Here is a 14,540-nt window from a genome sequence, read left to right on the forward strand (position 1 = left end):
GGTGCTGGGTGTGGGTGAACGAGCACGCGGGAAACGGGGACAACACCGTCACCTCGCTCTTCCGGCCGCTTGTCCTGCTCGGAATGGGGCCCGCCATGCTCCGGCATGGCGGCCCCATGTCGGAGCAGGCTAGGCGGAGCTGGACGGACGAAGGTGGAGAGCGTATTGCACTTCCATGAAACCGTCCGAACACTCCTGGGCGGGCTGGGCGGTGGCCCCGTCTGGGAGATGCCCGGCCCAGTCCAGGATTTGCACCGCCGCCCCTGCGGCCTCCAGCCCTTGGCAGTGGGCATGGTGTCGGCGGGCGATGCCGTCCAGGTCGAGGTGGGTGCCGAAGGCGGGGTGGGCGGCCAGTCGCCGTGCGTAGGCCCACAGGTGCGGATGGTCGGCGATGTGGTGGACCGCGGCGGCGTCCAGGTGCGAGCGGTGCACGGTGTCGAGTTGCACCAGGGTCACCCACAACTGCACGTCGGCGGCGGTCATTTCGTCGCCGAGGATGAAGTCCTGGGTGGCGAGCCGCCACTCCAGTGAGCCCAGGACGCGGAGCAGGGAACTGAGGGCGGTCTGACGCGCCGCGGCGTCGGCGCCGGCCTGCCCGGCGTCCTGGGCGGCTTCGTTGATGCGGTACTCGCAGAGGCGTCCGACCGCCTCGATCTCCTCCTCCGCGCCGAGCGGGTAGAGGGCGGGCCGGTCGCAGCCGTCACCGCCGAAGTGCCGGGCCAGGTCCCGGAGGATGTCCGGGGCGTGCGTGCTGACGATCCGCCCCGTCCAGTCGTCGCTCAGCAGCGGGGCGGCGGCCGGTCCGGGATGCCGGTGCGAACTGGCCTCGTACAACGGGCGCAGAGCGGAGTGTCCGCCGTCGATGCTGTCGGGCACAGCCGGCAACAGTGCTACCGGGAGGGTCTCTTCCAGACCGAGCAGGCTGTGTGTGATGGCGATCCGCAGACAGTGGGGGCAGGACAGCGAGAGATGGAGGCGGTAGCGGCGCGAAACGGCGTAGTAGCCACTGCGCGGGTCGCAGCCGATCCTGCCCCGGAACGACGGCGGCGTGGGGAGGGACGGCAGGGTGGTCAGGGGTGCGGCGGGCATGTGTCTCCCTGGGTCCGGGTCCGGCTTCTGGTTCTCAGAGGTGCGGCGGGCACGTGGGGTGATGGGCGCGCGACGGCGTCGGCGCGTACCCGCACGTGGCGGGGATTCGGTGCCGGTGGGCACCGCCGGTTCAGCGCGGAGGGCTCGCCGCGCTGCAGACACGCAGGAGATCGATGTGGCGACGGGAGGTCAGGAGGAGGGACGGCCGAGCCGCGCACGCGGCACGGTCGGCGGGCGACTCCGGACGCTCCATCATTTCCCACCAATTAACTAGGGATCTCTGCTCTGGAGTGTCAGGCGACCTTCGCGCCACGTCAAGAGGGCCTTCCCGTGTCCCGCCCGGCGTCTCACATGCTGGGAGGAGGCCGCTACGCCGCCGGTCCGTCTCTCAGGAGACGAGCAGGGCGCGCACGGCCTCGACGGCAGCACCGGTCAGGGAGGGGTCGGAGCCCCGCCACGCGAGGGCGCCGAGCCGGACCGGCGAACCGCGGGGGCGAGGCTCATCGCTGAGGCCGAGAGCCGGCAAGGGGGACCTGGGCGGCCGCGTCCGTGCGCGTGACTCGGGTCCACAGCCCCTGAGGGGCGAGGCGCGGCAGAACGTCTCGCCGGGGACGAAGCAGGGCCTGAAGGGGACCCGGAGCTTCAGGCGTTCAGTGTTCTGGCTGACCCTGGCGGTGGTCAGCCAGGCGTCCTCGCACCAGGCGCCGGTGGGAGTCAGCGCACCGGTGAAGCCGAGGTCTCGGCGGCGCGGGCGATCTGGGTGAGGCAGCCGATGCTCGGCGGCCGGTCACCTCCGGCCGCGGTGACCGGGGTGCCGTGTCCGCCGCCGACGACATGACGGCTGTCGCCGTTGGGGTGGGCAGGAACCAGTGGAAAACGAGGCTCACGGAGGTTCACGCCCTTCGCTTGTCGTCGGCGGTCACGGTCAAGCTGCTCGCCCGGCGGCCGCCACCAGGGCCGTACGGCTGCCGAGGGCTTCGGAGAACTGGTCGACGACTTGTGCGAGTGCCTCGGCCGGGCCCGGCGCGACGGTCAGGATGCCGTCGTCACCCACCGCGATGTCCTTGTCGAGCGTGAACCAGCCCGGGACGATGTGCACGGCGCCCATGGAACTGAGCACCGGGCGCAGCGCGTAGTCGATCGCCAGGACGTGCGCCGTGGTCCCGCCGGTCGCCAGCGGAAGGACCGTCTTGCCGACCAGGGCGTACTGCGGCAGCAGGTCCAGCAGGGACTTCAGCACCCCGGAATAGGCGGCCTTGTAGACGGGCGTGCCGATCACGACCCCGTCGGCGCGGTCGAACAGCGTGGCCGCCTCGACGATCGCCGGGTGCCGGAAGTCGGCGCCCAGCAGGGCCTCGGCGGGGATGCTGCGGACATCCAGCGGGATCACCTCGTGTCCCTGGGCCGTGAGCCGGGTGTCCAAGTGGCGCAGCAGGCGGGCCGTACGTGAGGTGGCGGAGGGGCTTCCGGAGACGGACAGGACGGTGGCCATGGCGGACCCTTCGGGAGCGTGAGGTTTTCGTGGGACTGATGCGGGGCCGCGTACCGCGGCGTACTGCGACCCCGCATCCTGCGACGGCTACTGGTTGGTCTTGGGCAGTCCGGGCGGGTTGATCTCGGACTTGGTCACGGCCTCGTCGGACAGGCCCCAGCGCTCCAGCACCTTGGCGTACGTGCCGTTTTCGATGATCTCGTTGAGCGCTTCGGCGAGCGGCTTGACCAGGCCGCTCTCCTTTTTGGTGGTGGCCGCGATGAGGCCCTGGAGAGTGGAGCCGGCACCGGAGTACGTGCCGACGACCTCCGTCTTCCCGGTGGTGGCCGCGTGGTAGGCGGCGGTCGGGTTGGGGCCGAGGTAGAGGTCGATCCGGCCGGACTGGAGGGCGAGGTAGGTGTCGCTGTCGTTCTGGTAGTACTTGATGTCCACCGGCTTGCGGCCGGCCTTCTCGTTCTCCTTGCTCCACTCGACGAGCAGCTTCTCCTGGTTGGTGCCGCTGCTCACGGCGACGGTCTTGCCCGCCACGTCCTCGGGCCCGGTGATCTTCAGGCCGCTGCCCTGCTTCGCCTCGAAGCCCAGGTTGTCCTCGCGGTAGGTGGCGAAGTCGTACTTCTCCTTGCGCTCCTCGGTGACGGTGATGTTGCTGAAGCCGACGTCGTACTTGGCGCTGTCGAGGCCGACGAAGATGTTCTCCCAGGAGACGGTGTTGACGTGCGGCTTGAGGCCGAGCACGTCGGCGACCAGAGAGGCGATGTCGGGCTCGACGCCGATGATGGTCTTGTTGTCGGTGGCGTGGAAGGTCAGGGGCGCCGCGGAGCCGGACGAGTCGACGATCTCCAGGGTGCCTCTCTTGCGGATGTCCTCCGGGACCTCGGCCGCTATGGAGTCGACCTTGTCGGTGGTGATGCGGTCCTGGTCCGGGCTCAGGTTGATCTTCGTCTTGCTGCCCGACGTGGCCGCGACCTCGGTCGTGCCGCCGTCGGAGGGGTTGCTGCACGCGGCGAGGACGAGGGCGGCGGTCAGTCCCAGCGCGGCGGCGGTGCGGCGGGTGATCGAGGTGGACACAGTCGTGCTCCTTGCTGGCGGAAAGGGGTGAGGGGTGGTCAGAGGACCTTGGAGAGGAAGGCGCGGGTGCGCTCGTGCTGCGGGTCGTCCAGGACGGCCGCGGGCGGGCCCTGCTCCACGACGACACCGCCGTCCATGAACACCACGGTGTCGGCGACCTCGCGGGCGAAGCCGGTCTCGTGGGTCACGACGATCATGGTGGTTCCGGTGCGGGCCAGGTCCTTGATGACGTCGAGGACTTCGCCGACCAGTTCCGGGTCGAGCGCCGAGGTGGGCTCGTCGAAAAGCAGCAGTTTCGGTTCGAGGGCGAGTGCGCGGGCGATGGCCACGCGCTGCTGCTGTCCTCCGGACAACTGCCGTGGATAGGCGTCGGTCCTGTCGGCGAGTCCGACCCGCCCCAGCAGCCGCCGGGCGGTCTCCTCCGCCTCCTTGCGCGGGCGGCGCAGCGCGGAGACGGGAGCCTCGACGAGGTTCTCCAGCACGGTCAGGTGCGGGAAGAGGTTGAAGTTCTGGAAGACGAACCCGATGTGGGTGCGCTGCTTCAGAACGTCCTTCTCCCTCAGTTCGTGCAGCTTGCCGCCGGAGCGGCGGTAGCCGATGAGCTCGCCGTCGATGGCGATCCAGCCGCGGTTGACCTTCTCCAGGTGGTTGATGGTGCGCAGCAGCGTGGATTTTCCGGAGCCGGACGGGCCGAGGATCACGGTGACCTCGCCGGTACGGACCTGGAGGTCGACGCCGCGCAGCACTTCCAGCGGGCCGAAGCTCTTGTGGACGCCGTGGACGTCCACCATCACGTCGTCGACGTCCGCCATCACGTCGCTCATCGGCTGTCTCCCAAGGGCTTCAGGCGTATGACGGGCTGGTTGCGCTGGGCGGCCGCCGCGCGCACGTTGCGTACGAAGCGGCGGGCGCGCTGGAGCGGGGTGGGCGGAGGGGTGCGGTTGGCGCCGCGGGCGTAGTGCCGCTCCACGTAGTACTGCGCGATGGACAGCAGGGAGGTCAGCACCACGTACCAGGCGGTGGCGACCAGCAGCAGCGGGATCACCCGGCCGTTGCGGCCGTAGATCACCTGTACCTGGTAGAACAGCTCACCGATCGACATGACGTAGACCACCGAGGTGCCCTTGAGCAGGCCGATGATCTCGTTGCCGGCCGTGGGCAGGATGGCGCGCATGGCCTGCGGCAGCACGATCCGGCGGATCTGCCGCAGCCGGGGGATGCCCAGCGCCGCGGCGGCCTCCAGCTGACCGTGGTCGACGGAGATGACGCCGCCGCGGACGATCTCGGCGGCGTAGGCGGCCTGGTGCAGCGTCAGCCCGATGATGGCGGCGCCGATGGTGCCGATGAGGCTGTTGCTGTCGACGGACCAGAACACCGGGCCGAAGGGGATGCCGACGCCCAACTCCTCGTACAACGCGCTGAGGTTGAACCAGAACACCAGCTGGACGATCATCGGGATGGACCGGAAGATCCAGATGTAGGTCCAGGCGACGGTCTGCAGCACCGGGCTGCGCGACAGCCGCATGAAGGCCAGGACGGTTCCCAGGAGGAAGCCCAGCACCGTGGCGTAGCCGGTGAGCTGGAGGGTCACCCACACCGCCTGCACGATCGTCTCGGACAGGACGTAGTCGCTGAAGACGCCCCACTCCCAGACCGGATTGGTGGCCAGCCCGTGCACGAACTGGGCGACCAGCAAGGTCACGGCGACAGCAGCCACCCAGCGCGCGTAGTGGCGGGCGGGGACGACCTTGAGCTGGGCCGGGTCGTCCGGCGTGGGCGGGGCTTCGCGGCCGCCGCCCGGGATGGCCGCGCCGTGGGGCGCGGTGTCGGTGGTCGGTCTCATCGTGGTGTTCCTGCTCAACTCTTATGTGTTCTCTGGCGGGTTGATCCGGGACGTCTCGATCGCGGAGGGGGATGTCCCCCACTTTTGAGAGGTCTTGTGATGTCACGGACGCTCACAGGTTGGCTGCCTTCCCCTGGTGTGGTGCGGCCGGCAGGTGCTTTTCGAAAGGCAGGGGGCCGATGGTTTCCGGATCGGCCTCGGTGTCGAACAGCGGGGTGTAGCCGGTCGTCAGGTACAGGCATCGGGCCTCGGGCTGGCGCGGACCGGTGGTCAGGTAGATCCGTCGGTAGCCGCGGGCGCTCGCCTCGCGCTCCAGTTCGGCGACGACGCGTCGGGCCAGACCGCGCCGCCGGTGGGCGGAGTGCGTCCAGATCCGCTTCAGCTCGGCCGTGGTCACGTCGTACCGACGGAAGGCGCCGCCCGCGACCGGCTCGCCGCGCTCCAGGAGCAGAAGCAGGACGCCGCCGTGCGGCGCGGTGAACGCCTCATCGGGGTAGCGGGCGAGTTCGGCGTGGGCGTCCTTGCCGTAGCGCATCGAGTACTCGTCGCCGAGTTCGCGCAGCAGGGGTCTCACCCGCGGGTCGGACACGGTTGCTTGAATGACCGTCAGCAGAGCCGACTGCGGGGGTGGTTGGGCGACGGACGTCATCCGGTCACCGCCGCGAGGGACTGCGGACCGCGGACCGTCCGCTCGGCGTCGCGCCTGGCGACCTCCTCGCGGACGATCGGGATCACGTACCGGCCGAAGTCGATCGCGTCGTCCAGCAGGTCGTAGCCGCGGGCGGAGAGGATGTCGACGCCGAGGTCGTAGTAGTCGAGGAGCGCCTGGGCGACCGTCTCCGGGGTGCCGACCAGGGCATTGGAGTTCCCCGCACCAGCGGTCGCGGCGGCGGTCGCGGTCCACAGGGCGCGGTCGTAGCGCTCCCCCGCCTCGGCGATGGCGATCAGCCGCTGCGAGCCGACGTTCTGAGGGGTTACAGCCTGGGGCTGTGCCTGCCCGTTGTGGCGCTTCGTGATCGCCTCGCCCTTCTCCCTGCGGGCCTTGATCGCGCCGACCGTGCGGTGGGCCTTCTCCCAGGCCAGTTCCTCGGTCGGGGCGAGGATCGGGCGGAACGCCACCTGGATGCGCGGCACGTCGGTGCGGCCCGCGGCCTTCGCGGCGGCCCTCACGTTCTCGATCTGCTCGGCGGTCTTCGCGAGGGGCTCGCCCCAGAGGCAGTAGATGTCGGCCTCGGCGCCGCCGGCGGCGTACGCGGCGGGCGACGAGCCGCCGAACGACACGTTCGGGCGAGGCTGCTGGACCGGGAAGACGTCGCTGACGAAGTCATGGAAGCGGTAGTGCTCGCCCTCGTGGCCGAAGGGCACGTGGGTGGTCCAGATCTTCTTGACGATCCGGATGTACTCGCGGGTGCGTGCGTAGCGCTCGTCCTTGGTGAGGGTGTCGCCCTCGCGGCCCTGCTCGCGGTCGTTGCCGCCGGTGATGAAGTGCACGGTCAGCCGACCCTCGCTGATCTGGTCGAGGGTGGCGAAGGTCTTCGCGGCGAAGGTCGGATACGAGACGTTGGGCCGGTGGGCGAGGAGGATCTGGAGGCGGTCCAGCCTGCTCGCGATGTAGGCGGCGGCCGGTGCGGGGTCCGGCGATCCGGAGCCGTAGGCGAACAGCACCCGGTCCCAGCCGTGGTCCTCGTGGGCCCGGGCGAGCCGGAGCGTGTACTCCTTGTCGAAGGCGGCGCCGGAGCGCGGGGTGGTTTCGGAGCCGTCGTTGGTGGCGGCGATGCCAAGAAACTCCACTGGCATGGGAGATGGCCTTTCCTCAAGTCCTCTGGGGCCGTGCCGTGGGCAGCACGCGGGCACGGCGGAGCAGCCCTCGGTGCGGCGGGGTGTGACGGCGTTTCAGGGTGCTGTGGACCAGGTGGTGAGCAGGTGTGATGACGCCGGGGCACGGGCCTCGGGCGAGGTAGGGCGGCAGCGCGTGTCAGGTCTCGTAGGACCGTCCATACGCGGATTCAGCGTGTGTTCAGCACATGCGTACGGCGGTGCCGCGAAGGGAGGAACTCGGCCCGCGACGGGTCACCGAGGGAGGGGAGGGCCGGTCAGAGGGGCCCGCTGCCGCGTCAGGCGCAACACGCCGCGGACCACACCCGACCGAAGTCGATGTGGTCACGGGTGACCAGGCGCTGCTCGGCATTCATGCGATCAATTGAGCAGTACATCTCGCTTCTCGTCAACTACGGCCCGGATGCCGGACCGGCGTTGAGCAGATCCTGTGCGTGGTTGACACGTGCGCGCGTTGGACACATACGATCGAAGGCGGACCGGCTCCGCCGCCGCGCGGCAGCCGGACCAGCCGCGTTGAGGGACGCGGCGAGCGTGATGACGCCGATACCCGGCCATTCGCCCCGTATCCGCGCTGTGTCTGCGCGGAATCCGGGAACTGTGCCCACCCTGCACGAAGCCGCGTACGCCGCACGAGGTGGTGCGGCGCGGCGGCATCCTCACCGTCGACTCCGGCCAGACGGAGGCGGCCCACGCTCTCGGCATCGGCAGACGGCGCACCCTGCGCCGGATCGTCATCCCGCAGGCGATGCGCTCCATCGTCCCGACCGCGGGGAACATGCTGATCGGCACTCTGCAGGGCACCAGCATCGTCAGTGTGCTGGCCGTGCACGGCCTGCTGCACTCGGTGCAGCTGGTCTACAACCAGACCGTCTGGCCGCGCGTCGCCCTCGGCTGGAGAGAGCGACCGCGCCCGAGGCCCGCCGGGCGGTCGACGGTGGCCGGTGAGCCCACCCGCGGTGTTGCGTTCCATACATTTCCCATCGATTTACTAGGAAAGCATTGACGGCCCGCCCAGCGGGTGCGCAGGATGATGCACATGTCCCGCACGCAGCAACGACTCACTCGTCGTCGGCATGTCGACTTTGGTCACGTCGTCAGCGCCGCCTGCTGTCGCGTGTAGGGCACGCGGCTCACACCTTGCGCGTGCCACTCCGCTCCTTCTCCCTCATCCCAGGTGATCAGGCGAACACTGCGCCTGATGGCCCGACGTACTTCTGAAGGACGACCGCCATGACCACGGCACTTCCGGCCCAGGCCACTCCATGGGATTCGCCGCTCACCGACATGCGCCATCTCCGCCTCGTGGGCGACACCGCGCAGAGCGGCACCGGGGAACGCGGTTCCGCACCCCTCGTCGGCTACCTCGTGCTCGTCCCCGAGGGCACCGATCCCACCCGGCTCTTCGCGAAGGACGTGACACGGCCGGAGATCCGACCGGTCACCTTCACGGACTCACCTCCCGTGCGGCAGCCGGGAGGCGGTGTCGTCCGCATCGATCCCGCGCGACATGTCGCAGAACTGGACGGACGCGAACTCGACCTCACCTACCTGGAGTTCGGGCTGCTGGCCCATCTCGTTCTGCATCCCCACCATGTGCATTCGCGCGAGCAGTTGATGACCGGCATCCGGGGTTACGACCACATCGGCGACGGCCGCACCGTGGACGTCCACATCGCGCGGCTGCGCCGCAAGCTGGGCAGAGCTCACCGGCACCGGATCGTCACCGTACGGCGCGTGGGCTACAAGTACGTGCCCGACCCGCAAGAGGGCCCCGACACCGCACCTTGCCGCCGAGCTTGAGGAGACCACCGCCATGGGCGTTGCCACTGCGCCGTCCGGACCCGCCTCGGAATCCGACCGGATCGGGCCCGGCCGTGCGCACTGGCTGCGCGTGGCCCGCGAGACGGCGGACGACCTGGCCACGGACGCGGTGGCCAGGGAGCAGGCAGGCAAGGCCCCGTTCGACGAGGTGTCCCGACTGCGTGAGGCGGGACTGCTGACGCTCCTCGTACCGGCCGAACTCGGGGGAGGCGGCGCGGACTGGCCCACTGCCTACGCCGTCGTCCGGGACATCGCCGCCGCCGACGGCGCGATCGGTCAACTGCTGGCCTGTCACTACTTCCTGTCGTGGAGCGCCCGGTTGTTCGCCGAGCCCGCCCTCACCGCTCGCTTCGAGCGGCAGTCCGCGGCGGAGCAGTGGTGCTGGGGTGGTGGTTTCGCCCGTCAGGAACTGCCTCTGACGCTGGCCAGGAAAGCCGGTGGCTATGTGCTCGACGGTCGGCAGACGTACGCCACGGGGGTCCTGGTCGCCGACCGCCTCGCCGTGCGGGCCGAGCGGGCCGACACCGGCGAACCACTCGCCGTCGTCGTCGATCCCGCCCGTCACGGCGTGGGGATCGACGGCGACGCCGACACCTTCGGCCAGCGGCTCGCCGCCGGCGGCAGCGTGGAGTTCGACGCCGTACCGGTCGCCGCCGACGACGTACTCGGCTCCCTGTCCGCGGACGACGACGTTCTGTCACCCCTGGCCGCTCTGGCATCGCCGGTCGGGCATCTTCTGTCGGTCCAGCTCCTTCTCGGCATGGCTGAGGGAGTGCTCGCCGAAGCCCGTGAATACGGCAGGGCGGGCCACTCACCCTGGCACCCGGACTGGCCGGTCGGCTCTCCCCAGGACCCGCAGGTGCTGACCACCTACGGAGAACTCACCGTCCTCACCCGCTCCGCGTCCGCACTCACCCACCAAGCACTGGAAGCCGTGCACGGCGGGCTGACACGCGGCGAAGACCTCACCTACGACGAGTACGCGGAGATCTCCGTCCTCGTGGCCATGGCCGAAGCCGCTGCTTCCAGGGCCGCGCAGGAGTCCACCGCCCGCGCCCTCGACATCATCGGCGCCCGCTCCGCGTCCTCGCGCCTGGGCTTCGACCGGTTCTGGCGCAATGCGCGGACCCACACCTTGTACGAGCCCGTCGCCCACCGACTCCGCGATGTCGGGGACTACTTCCTCAACGGTGCGCACCCTCCGTTCGTCCTGCCCGTCTGACCGAGAGGCCCTGGAGCGCCGGATCAGGGCTCGGCATGAGGGAATTTCGCCACGCGAACATGGGCCGGCGCCCGGGTAGGCGCGGTCGGCGAGCATCGTCCCCGCCGGTCGACGGCCTTTTCAGCCACGTGGTCCAGGGCGGCGACGCCCCTACCCCACGCCCGCCGCGGCCTCAGCACCTCGGCCGCCGAGCGGGGGGGCACCCGGCCGGAACAGTGCGGGATAATGTACACATGCGGATCTCAGCCAGGGCGGACTACGCGGTACGTGCAGCGCTGCAGCTCGCCGTGCCACGGGATGACGGGCCGCTGAAGGCCGAGGCCATCGCCGACGCCCAGGACATCCCGCACAAATTCCTCGAAAGCATCCTGAACGACATGCGCCGGGGCGGTCTCGTGCTCAGCCAGCGCGGCGGCAACGGCGGCTACCGGCTGGCCAGGCCCGCCGACTCCATCAGCATCGCCGACGTCATACGCACCGTGGACGGACCCCTGGTCTCGGTGCGCGGGGTCCGCCCCCCGGAGCTGTCCTACACCGGCCCCGCCGAGTCGCTGCTCCCCCTGTGGATCGCGCTGCGGTCCAACGTGCGCGAGATCCTCGAGGGCGTGTCGCTCGCCGACGTCGCCTCGGCCCGACTGCCGGCCGATGTGTCCGCGTTGACCAACGCCCCAGGAGCCTGGGTAAACCCCTGACACGCTGGGCCGTTCACCGCTGATCCCAAAACGTGAGATTGCAGCGTCCAACATGCGAACAACCCCTTGGGGTGAGCGCCGGCTTCTGCCACGATCCCTAGCAACCAGGTAGGGAAACTAGGGATCTGTGGGGGTGGCCATGAGAACGCTCGACCGCACAGGCCGGATGCTGCCCCTTCTGACCTCGCGTCGTCATATCGACCTCGGCCGTACGTCCAGTGCCATCTGTCGGCCCCTCTGACGCCACAGCACCTGACTTTCTCCGAACCAGCGCGCTGCGTCCCGCCCGCTCCGCCTCCGACGGCGGATCGGACCCCCTCGGCCCACCACGCCCCCACGTTCCACTTCTCGGCCCGCGACGGCATGTCTGCCGCCGACGGCCGAAAAGCGGTGTGCCGGTGCGGGCCGAAAAGCAGTACGCCTCGCATTTTCGTACCTCCTGATCGCCCATCCCCTGAAAGGACACCTCCGTGTCTGCCGCAAGACCGCTCACCACCCTGCGCACCCTCGCCGTCATAGCCGCGCTTCCCCTCCTGCTCACCGCCTGCGGCTACGGTTCCGAGTCCACTGACGACGACAAGCAGACCGGGGTCGCGGCGGACGCCAAGAAGCTCTCCGCCGACGAAGTGAAGATCGGCTACTTCCCCAACCTCACGCACGCCACCGCTCTCGTGGGCGTCCAGGAGGGCCTGCTCCAGAAGGAGCTCGGCGGCACCACGATCAAGCCCTCGACCTTCAACGCCGGCCCCTCCGAGATCGAGGCGCTGAACGCCGGCTCCATCGACATCGGCTGGATCGGCCCCTCCCCCGCCATCAACGGCTACACCAAGTCGACAGGCAAGAACCTGCGCATCATCAGCGGTTCCGCCTCCGGCGGCGTGAAGCTCGTCGTCAATCCGGACAAGATCAAGACCCTGGACGACCTCAAGGGCAAGAAGATCGCGACCCCGCAGCTCGGCAACACCCAGGACGTCGCGTTCCTCAACTGGATCGCGGAGAAGGGCTGGAAGGTCGACGCGGAGAGCGGCAAGGGCGACGTCTCCGTCGTCCGTACGGACAACAAGATCACGCCGGACGCCTACAAGTCCGGTTCCGTCGACGGCGCCTGGGTGCCGGAGCCGACCGCGTCCAAGCTGGTCGCGGAGGGCGGCAAGGTGCTGCTCGACGAGGCCGATCTGTGGCCGGACAAGAAGTTCGTGATCACGAACATCATCGTGTCGCAGAAGTTCCTGAAGGAGCACCCGGACGTCGTCGAGGCCGTGCTGCGCGGCTCGGTGAAGACCAATGAGTGGATCAACGCCAACCCGGAAGAGGCGAAGGCCTCCGCCAACACGGCGCTGAAGGAACTGTCGGGCAAGGAGTTGCCCGCCGAGGTCATCGACCCGGCCTGGAAGTCCATCACCTTCCTCGACGACCCGCTGGCCGCCACCCTCAACACCGAGGCGGAGCACGCGGTCAAGGCCGGTCTGCTGGAGGAGCCCAAGCTGAAGGGCATCTACGACCTCGCACCGCTCAACAAGGTCCTCAAGGCCGAGGGCAAGGACGAGGTCGACGACGCCGGTCTCGGCACCGAGTAACGACAACCGGGTGAGCTCCCAGGAGGTGACTCCCGCTCGATGTCGCACCGGGCGAGTTCGTCACCCTCCTGGGGGCCTCCGGCTGCGGCAGGTCCACCCTGCTCAACCTGGTCGCGGGACTGGACCGGCCGCCCGCCGGATCGATCGGCACGGACGGCCGGCCGCTGCACGCACGGGGCCGAGCGCCGGCATCCCGCCGCCTGGCCGCGAAACCCCAACCGTCATACGTATGTCGATCGGCGTTTCGGTCTCCCCACCCCGAAGGGGGCGAACCCGGGCGCCTCAAGGGTGAAGTACATCCGCACGTCGGGAATTCCGTGTGCGTGCAGCTCCCCGCCGTGCTGCGCCGCATCGCCGCGATGTCGTGGGCCGTCGATCGCCGAGCCGTGCTCCTCCTCGGCTGCCAGTTGATCACCGGTGTGGCCGCCGCCGTACTGCTGACCGCGACGGCCATGGCCATGCGCCACTTCCTGGGCGGCGATCCCGTCGCTGACCGCCTGTACGCAGCGCTGCCGGTCCTCCCGGCGGTGGCGGTCGCGAGCCCGCTCACCCGCGGCGCAGGGGCCGTGGCCGCGTATGCCGAGCGCCGCGTCACACCCAGGATGACGACCGCGACCCACACCGCGCTGGTCGAGGAGGTCTGCCGGGTCGAGGCGGCAGCGTACGCGGTCGACGGCTTCGCGGATCGACAGGAAGCTGCCGAGAGGGGGAGTCCTGCGCAGGTGCCTTGGTCCAGAGCCCCGAACACGCGCCCGATACGTTCCTTCGGGGTCTGCCCACCTGGGTGATCAGCGGTGGCGAGCCGGAACAGCCGCTCATAACTTCGCCATATGACCAAACGACAGATGATCTACCTCGCGTGCACCGGGGCCGTCCTGGCGACAGGGCTGGCCGCCGCCCCGTCGACAGGCCTCCCCACGGTGCACCGGGTGGACCCAGGCGAATCGATCCAGGCGGCCGTCAACGCCGCGAAACCGGGGGACACCATTCTCCTCTCCCCCGGCACCTACCGTGAGAGCGTCCGCATCACCACGTCGGACGTGACGCTTCGAGGCTCCGGCATGGGAGCCAGCGTCATCGAGCCCGGCACGGCCTCCGCCGGCACGTGCGCCACGGCCGGCCACGGGATCTGCGTGACGGGGGCCGCAGGCAGTCCCGTCTCACGCGTCACCGTACGCTCACTGACCCTCAGGGGCTTCGCCAAGAACGGCCTGTGGGCGTCGCGGACCGATCAGCTGACGGTCCGGGGGGTGACCTCCGAGAAGAACGGTCAGTGGGGCGTCGCCCTGGAGCGGTCCGTGCGCAGCTCGTTGAGCCACAACATCGCCCGGAACAACGGAGACGCCGGGCTGTTCGTGTCCAACACCGTCGACCGTGAGGAAGGGGCCCTGGACACCAAGGGCACGGAGGTCCACCACAACCTTCTGGTCGGCAACCGGGTCGGCGTCACGGTACGGCGCCTGCGGAACGTGTCCGTCGACCGCAACGAGGCGACCGGCAACTGCGCCGCGGTGTTCCTTGTGGGCGACGAGACCACGCCGCGCGCCGGGGCCCTGAGCGTGCGCCGGAACTTCATCCACGCCAACAACAAGTACTGTCCGAAGACCCCCCGGCTGCCCTTCCTGCAGGGCTCGGGAATCGTCCTCACCGGCGTCGAGAAGACCCTGGTGACGAAGAACCTGGTCCAGGACAACGTGGGCGCATCCCCGCTGTCGGGCGGCATCGTGCTGTTCAAGAGCTTCGTGGGCGCCCTCAACGAGAGCAACGACATCCGCGGCAACGTAGTGCTGCGCAACAGCACGGCCGATCTGGCCAACCGGGACGACAGCGGCAAGAGCAACACCTTCCAGGGCAACACGTGCGCGGTCTCCGAACCCGCCGGAATGTGCTGACCGGT

The 14,540-nt window shown here is 69.6% G+C and carries 13 protein-coding genes and 4 pseudogenes; 9 read left to right on the top strand and 8 right to left on the bottom strand.

Annotated features, from left to right (window positions below; all coding sequences use genetic code 11):
* Positions 1 to 129: 129 nt before the first annotated feature.
* The 8 genes and pseudogenes from ACZ562_RS22280 to ACZ562_RS22315 form a co-directional block, all read right to left on the bottom strand.
* Positions 130 to 1,089 (bottom strand): glutathione S-transferase C-terminal domain-containing protein, encoded by a 960-nt coding sequence (locus ACZ562_RS22280; RefSeq protein WP_471181813.1) that lies wholly within the window; start codon positions 1,087 to 1,089, stop codon positions 130 to 132.
* Positions 1,090 to 1,699: 610 nt separating this feature from the next.
* A pseudogene (locus ACZ562_RS22285) lies at positions 1,700 to 1,976 on the bottom strand (LLM class flavin-dependent oxidoreductase); the annotation flags it as partial.
* Between the two features lie 38 nt (positions 1,977 to 2,014).
* The gene (gene ssuE / locus ACZ562_RS22290) at positions 2,015 to 2,581 is read right to left on the bottom strand and encodes an NADPH-dependent FMN reductase (RefSeq protein WP_471181816.1); all 567 of its coding nucleotides are present in this window, start codon (positions 2,579 to 2,581) and stop codon (positions 2,015 to 2,017) included.
* 87 nt (positions 2,582 to 2,668) lie between these two features.
* A complete protein-coding gene (locus tag ACZ562_RS22295; protein WP_471181818.1) occupies positions 2,669 to 3,649 on the bottom strand; it encodes an ABC transporter substrate-binding protein in 981 nt (326 codons plus the stop codon).
* Positions 3,650 to 3,687: 38 nt separating this feature from the next.
* Positions 3,688 to 4,473 (bottom strand): amino acid ABC transporter ATP-binding protein, encoded by a 786-nt coding sequence (locus ACZ562_RS22300; protein ID WP_471181820.1) that lies wholly within the window; start codon positions 4,471 to 4,473, stop codon positions 3,688 to 3,690.
* Complete coding sequence (locus ACZ562_RS22305) at positions 4,470 to 5,492, bottom strand: amino acid ABC transporter permease (protein ID WP_471181822.1); 1,023 nt, start codon at positions 5,490 to 5,492, stop codon at positions 4,470 to 4,472. The genes ACZ562_RS22300 and ACZ562_RS22305 overlap by 4 nt, the downstream gene beginning before the upstream one ends.
* A 112-nt stretch (positions 5,493 to 5,604) precedes the next feature.
* Entirely contained in the window at positions 5,605 to 6,141 is a 537-nt protein-coding gene (locus ACZ562_RS22310) for a GNAT family N-acetyltransferase (protein WP_471181824.1), read from the bottom strand.
* On the bottom strand, positions 6,138 to 7,289 hold the full coding sequence (locus ACZ562_RS22315) for an LLM class flavin-dependent oxidoreductase (protein WP_471181826.1): 1,152 nt from the start codon (positions 7,287 to 7,289) through the stop codon (positions 6,138 to 6,140). The genes ACZ562_RS22310 and ACZ562_RS22315 overlap by 4 nt, the downstream gene beginning before the upstream one ends.
* 645 nt (positions 7,290 to 7,934) lie before the next feature.
* Here ACZ562_RS22315 and ACZ562_RS22320 point away from each other — a divergent pair.
* The 9 genes and pseudogenes from ACZ562_RS22320 to ACZ562_RS22360 form a co-directional block, all read left to right on the top strand.
* Positions 7,935 to 8,199, top strand: a pseudogene (locus ACZ562_RS22320) (ABC transporter permease subunit); the annotation flags it as partial.
* A 362-nt stretch (positions 8,200 to 8,561) separates the two neighbouring features.
* Positions 8,562 to 9,131, top strand: coding sequence for a winged helix-turn-helix domain-containing protein (locus ACZ562_RS22325; RefSeq protein WP_471181828.1), 570 nt, complete (start codon positions 8,562 to 8,564; stop codon positions 9,129 to 9,131).
* A 13-nt stretch (positions 9,132 to 9,144) separates the two neighbouring features.
* On the top strand, positions 9,145 to 10,374 hold the full coding sequence (locus ACZ562_RS22330; protein WP_471181831.1) for an acyl-CoA dehydrogenase family protein: 1,230 nt from the start codon (positions 9,145 to 9,147) through the stop codon (positions 10,372 to 10,374).
* 233 nt (positions 10,375 to 10,607) lie between these two features.
* Positions 10,608 to 11,066 (top strand): RrF2 family transcriptional regulator, encoded by a 459-nt coding sequence (locus tag ACZ562_RS22335; RefSeq protein WP_471181833.1) that lies wholly within the window; start codon positions 10,608 to 10,610, stop codon positions 11,064 to 11,066.
* 166 nt (positions 11,067 to 11,232) lie between these two features.
* Entirely contained in the window at positions 11,233 to 11,307 is a 75-nt protein-coding gene (locus ACZ562_RS22340; RefSeq protein WP_372337706.1) for a putative leader peptide, read from the top strand.
* A 229-nt stretch (positions 11,308 to 11,536) separates the two neighbouring features.
* Positions 11,537 to 12,643 (top strand): ABC transporter substrate-binding protein, encoded by a 1,107-nt coding sequence (locus tag ACZ562_RS22345; RefSeq protein WP_471181836.1) that lies wholly within the window; start codon positions 11,537 to 11,539, stop codon positions 12,641 to 12,643.
* A gap of 29 nt (positions 12,644 to 12,672) precedes the next feature.
* Positions 12,673 to 12,849, top strand: a pseudogene (locus ACZ562_RS22350) (ATP-binding cassette domain-containing protein); the annotation flags it as partial.
* 153 nt (positions 12,850 to 13,002) lie between these two features.
* Positions 13,003 to 13,353 (top strand): annotated as a pseudogene (locus ACZ562_RS22355) (ABC transporter ATP-binding protein); the annotation flags it as partial.
* 120 nt (positions 13,354 to 13,473) lie between these two features.
* Positions 13,474 to 14,535: a right-handed parallel beta-helix repeat-containing protein gene (locus ACZ562_RS22360; RefSeq protein WP_471181838.1), complete on the top strand. Its 1,062-nt coding sequence runs from the start codon at positions 13,474 to 13,476 to the stop codon at positions 14,533 to 14,535.
* The last annotated feature ends 5 nt before the right edge of the window (positions 14,536 to 14,540 follow it).

The organism is Streptomyces sp. NPDC040410, from assembly GCF_055595715.1.

What these genes read in the sequence shown, in the direction of transcription:
- ACZ562_RS22280 (WP_471181813.1), bottom strand. Translation starts at nt 1,089, where the DNA reads ATGCCCGCCGCACCCCTGACCACCCTGCCGTCCCTCCCCACGCCGCCG.
- ssuE (WP_471181816.1), bottom strand. Translation starts at nt 2,581, where the DNA reads ATGGCCACCGTCCTGTCCGTCTCCGGAAGCCCCTCCGCCACCTCACGT.
- ACZ562_RS22300 (WP_471181820.1), bottom strand. Translation starts at nt 4,473, where the DNA reads ATGAGCGACGTGATGGCGGACGTCGACGACGTGATGGTGGACGTCCAC.
- ACZ562_RS22305 (WP_471181822.1), bottom strand. Translation starts at nt 5,492, where the DNA reads ATGAGACCGACCACCGACACCGCGCCCCACGGCGCGGCCATCCCGGGC.
- ACZ562_RS22310 (WP_471181824.1), bottom strand. Translation starts at nt 6,141, where the DNA reads ATGACGTCCGTCGCCCAACCACCCCCGCAGTCGGCTCTGCTGACGGTC.
- ACZ562_RS22315 (WP_471181826.1), bottom strand. Translation starts at nt 7,289, where the DNA reads ATGCCAGTGGAGTTTCTTGGCATCGCCGCCACCAACGACGGCTCCGAA.
- ACZ562_RS22325 (WP_471181828.1), top strand. Translation starts at nt 8,562, where the DNA reads ATGACCACGGCACTTCCGGCCCAGGCCACTCCATGGGATTCGCCGCTC.
- ACZ562_RS22330 (WP_471181831.1), top strand. Translation starts at nt 9,145, where the DNA reads ATGGGCGTTGCCACTGCGCCGTCCGGACCCGCCTCGGAATCCGACCGG.
- ACZ562_RS22335 (WP_471181833.1), top strand. Translation starts at nt 10,608, where the DNA reads ATGCGGATCTCAGCCAGGGCGGACTACGCGGTACGTGCAGCGCTGCAG.
- ACZ562_RS22360 (WP_471181838.1), top strand. Translation starts at nt 13,474, where the DNA reads ATGACCAAACGACAGATGATCTACCTCGCGTGCACCGGGGCCGTCCTG.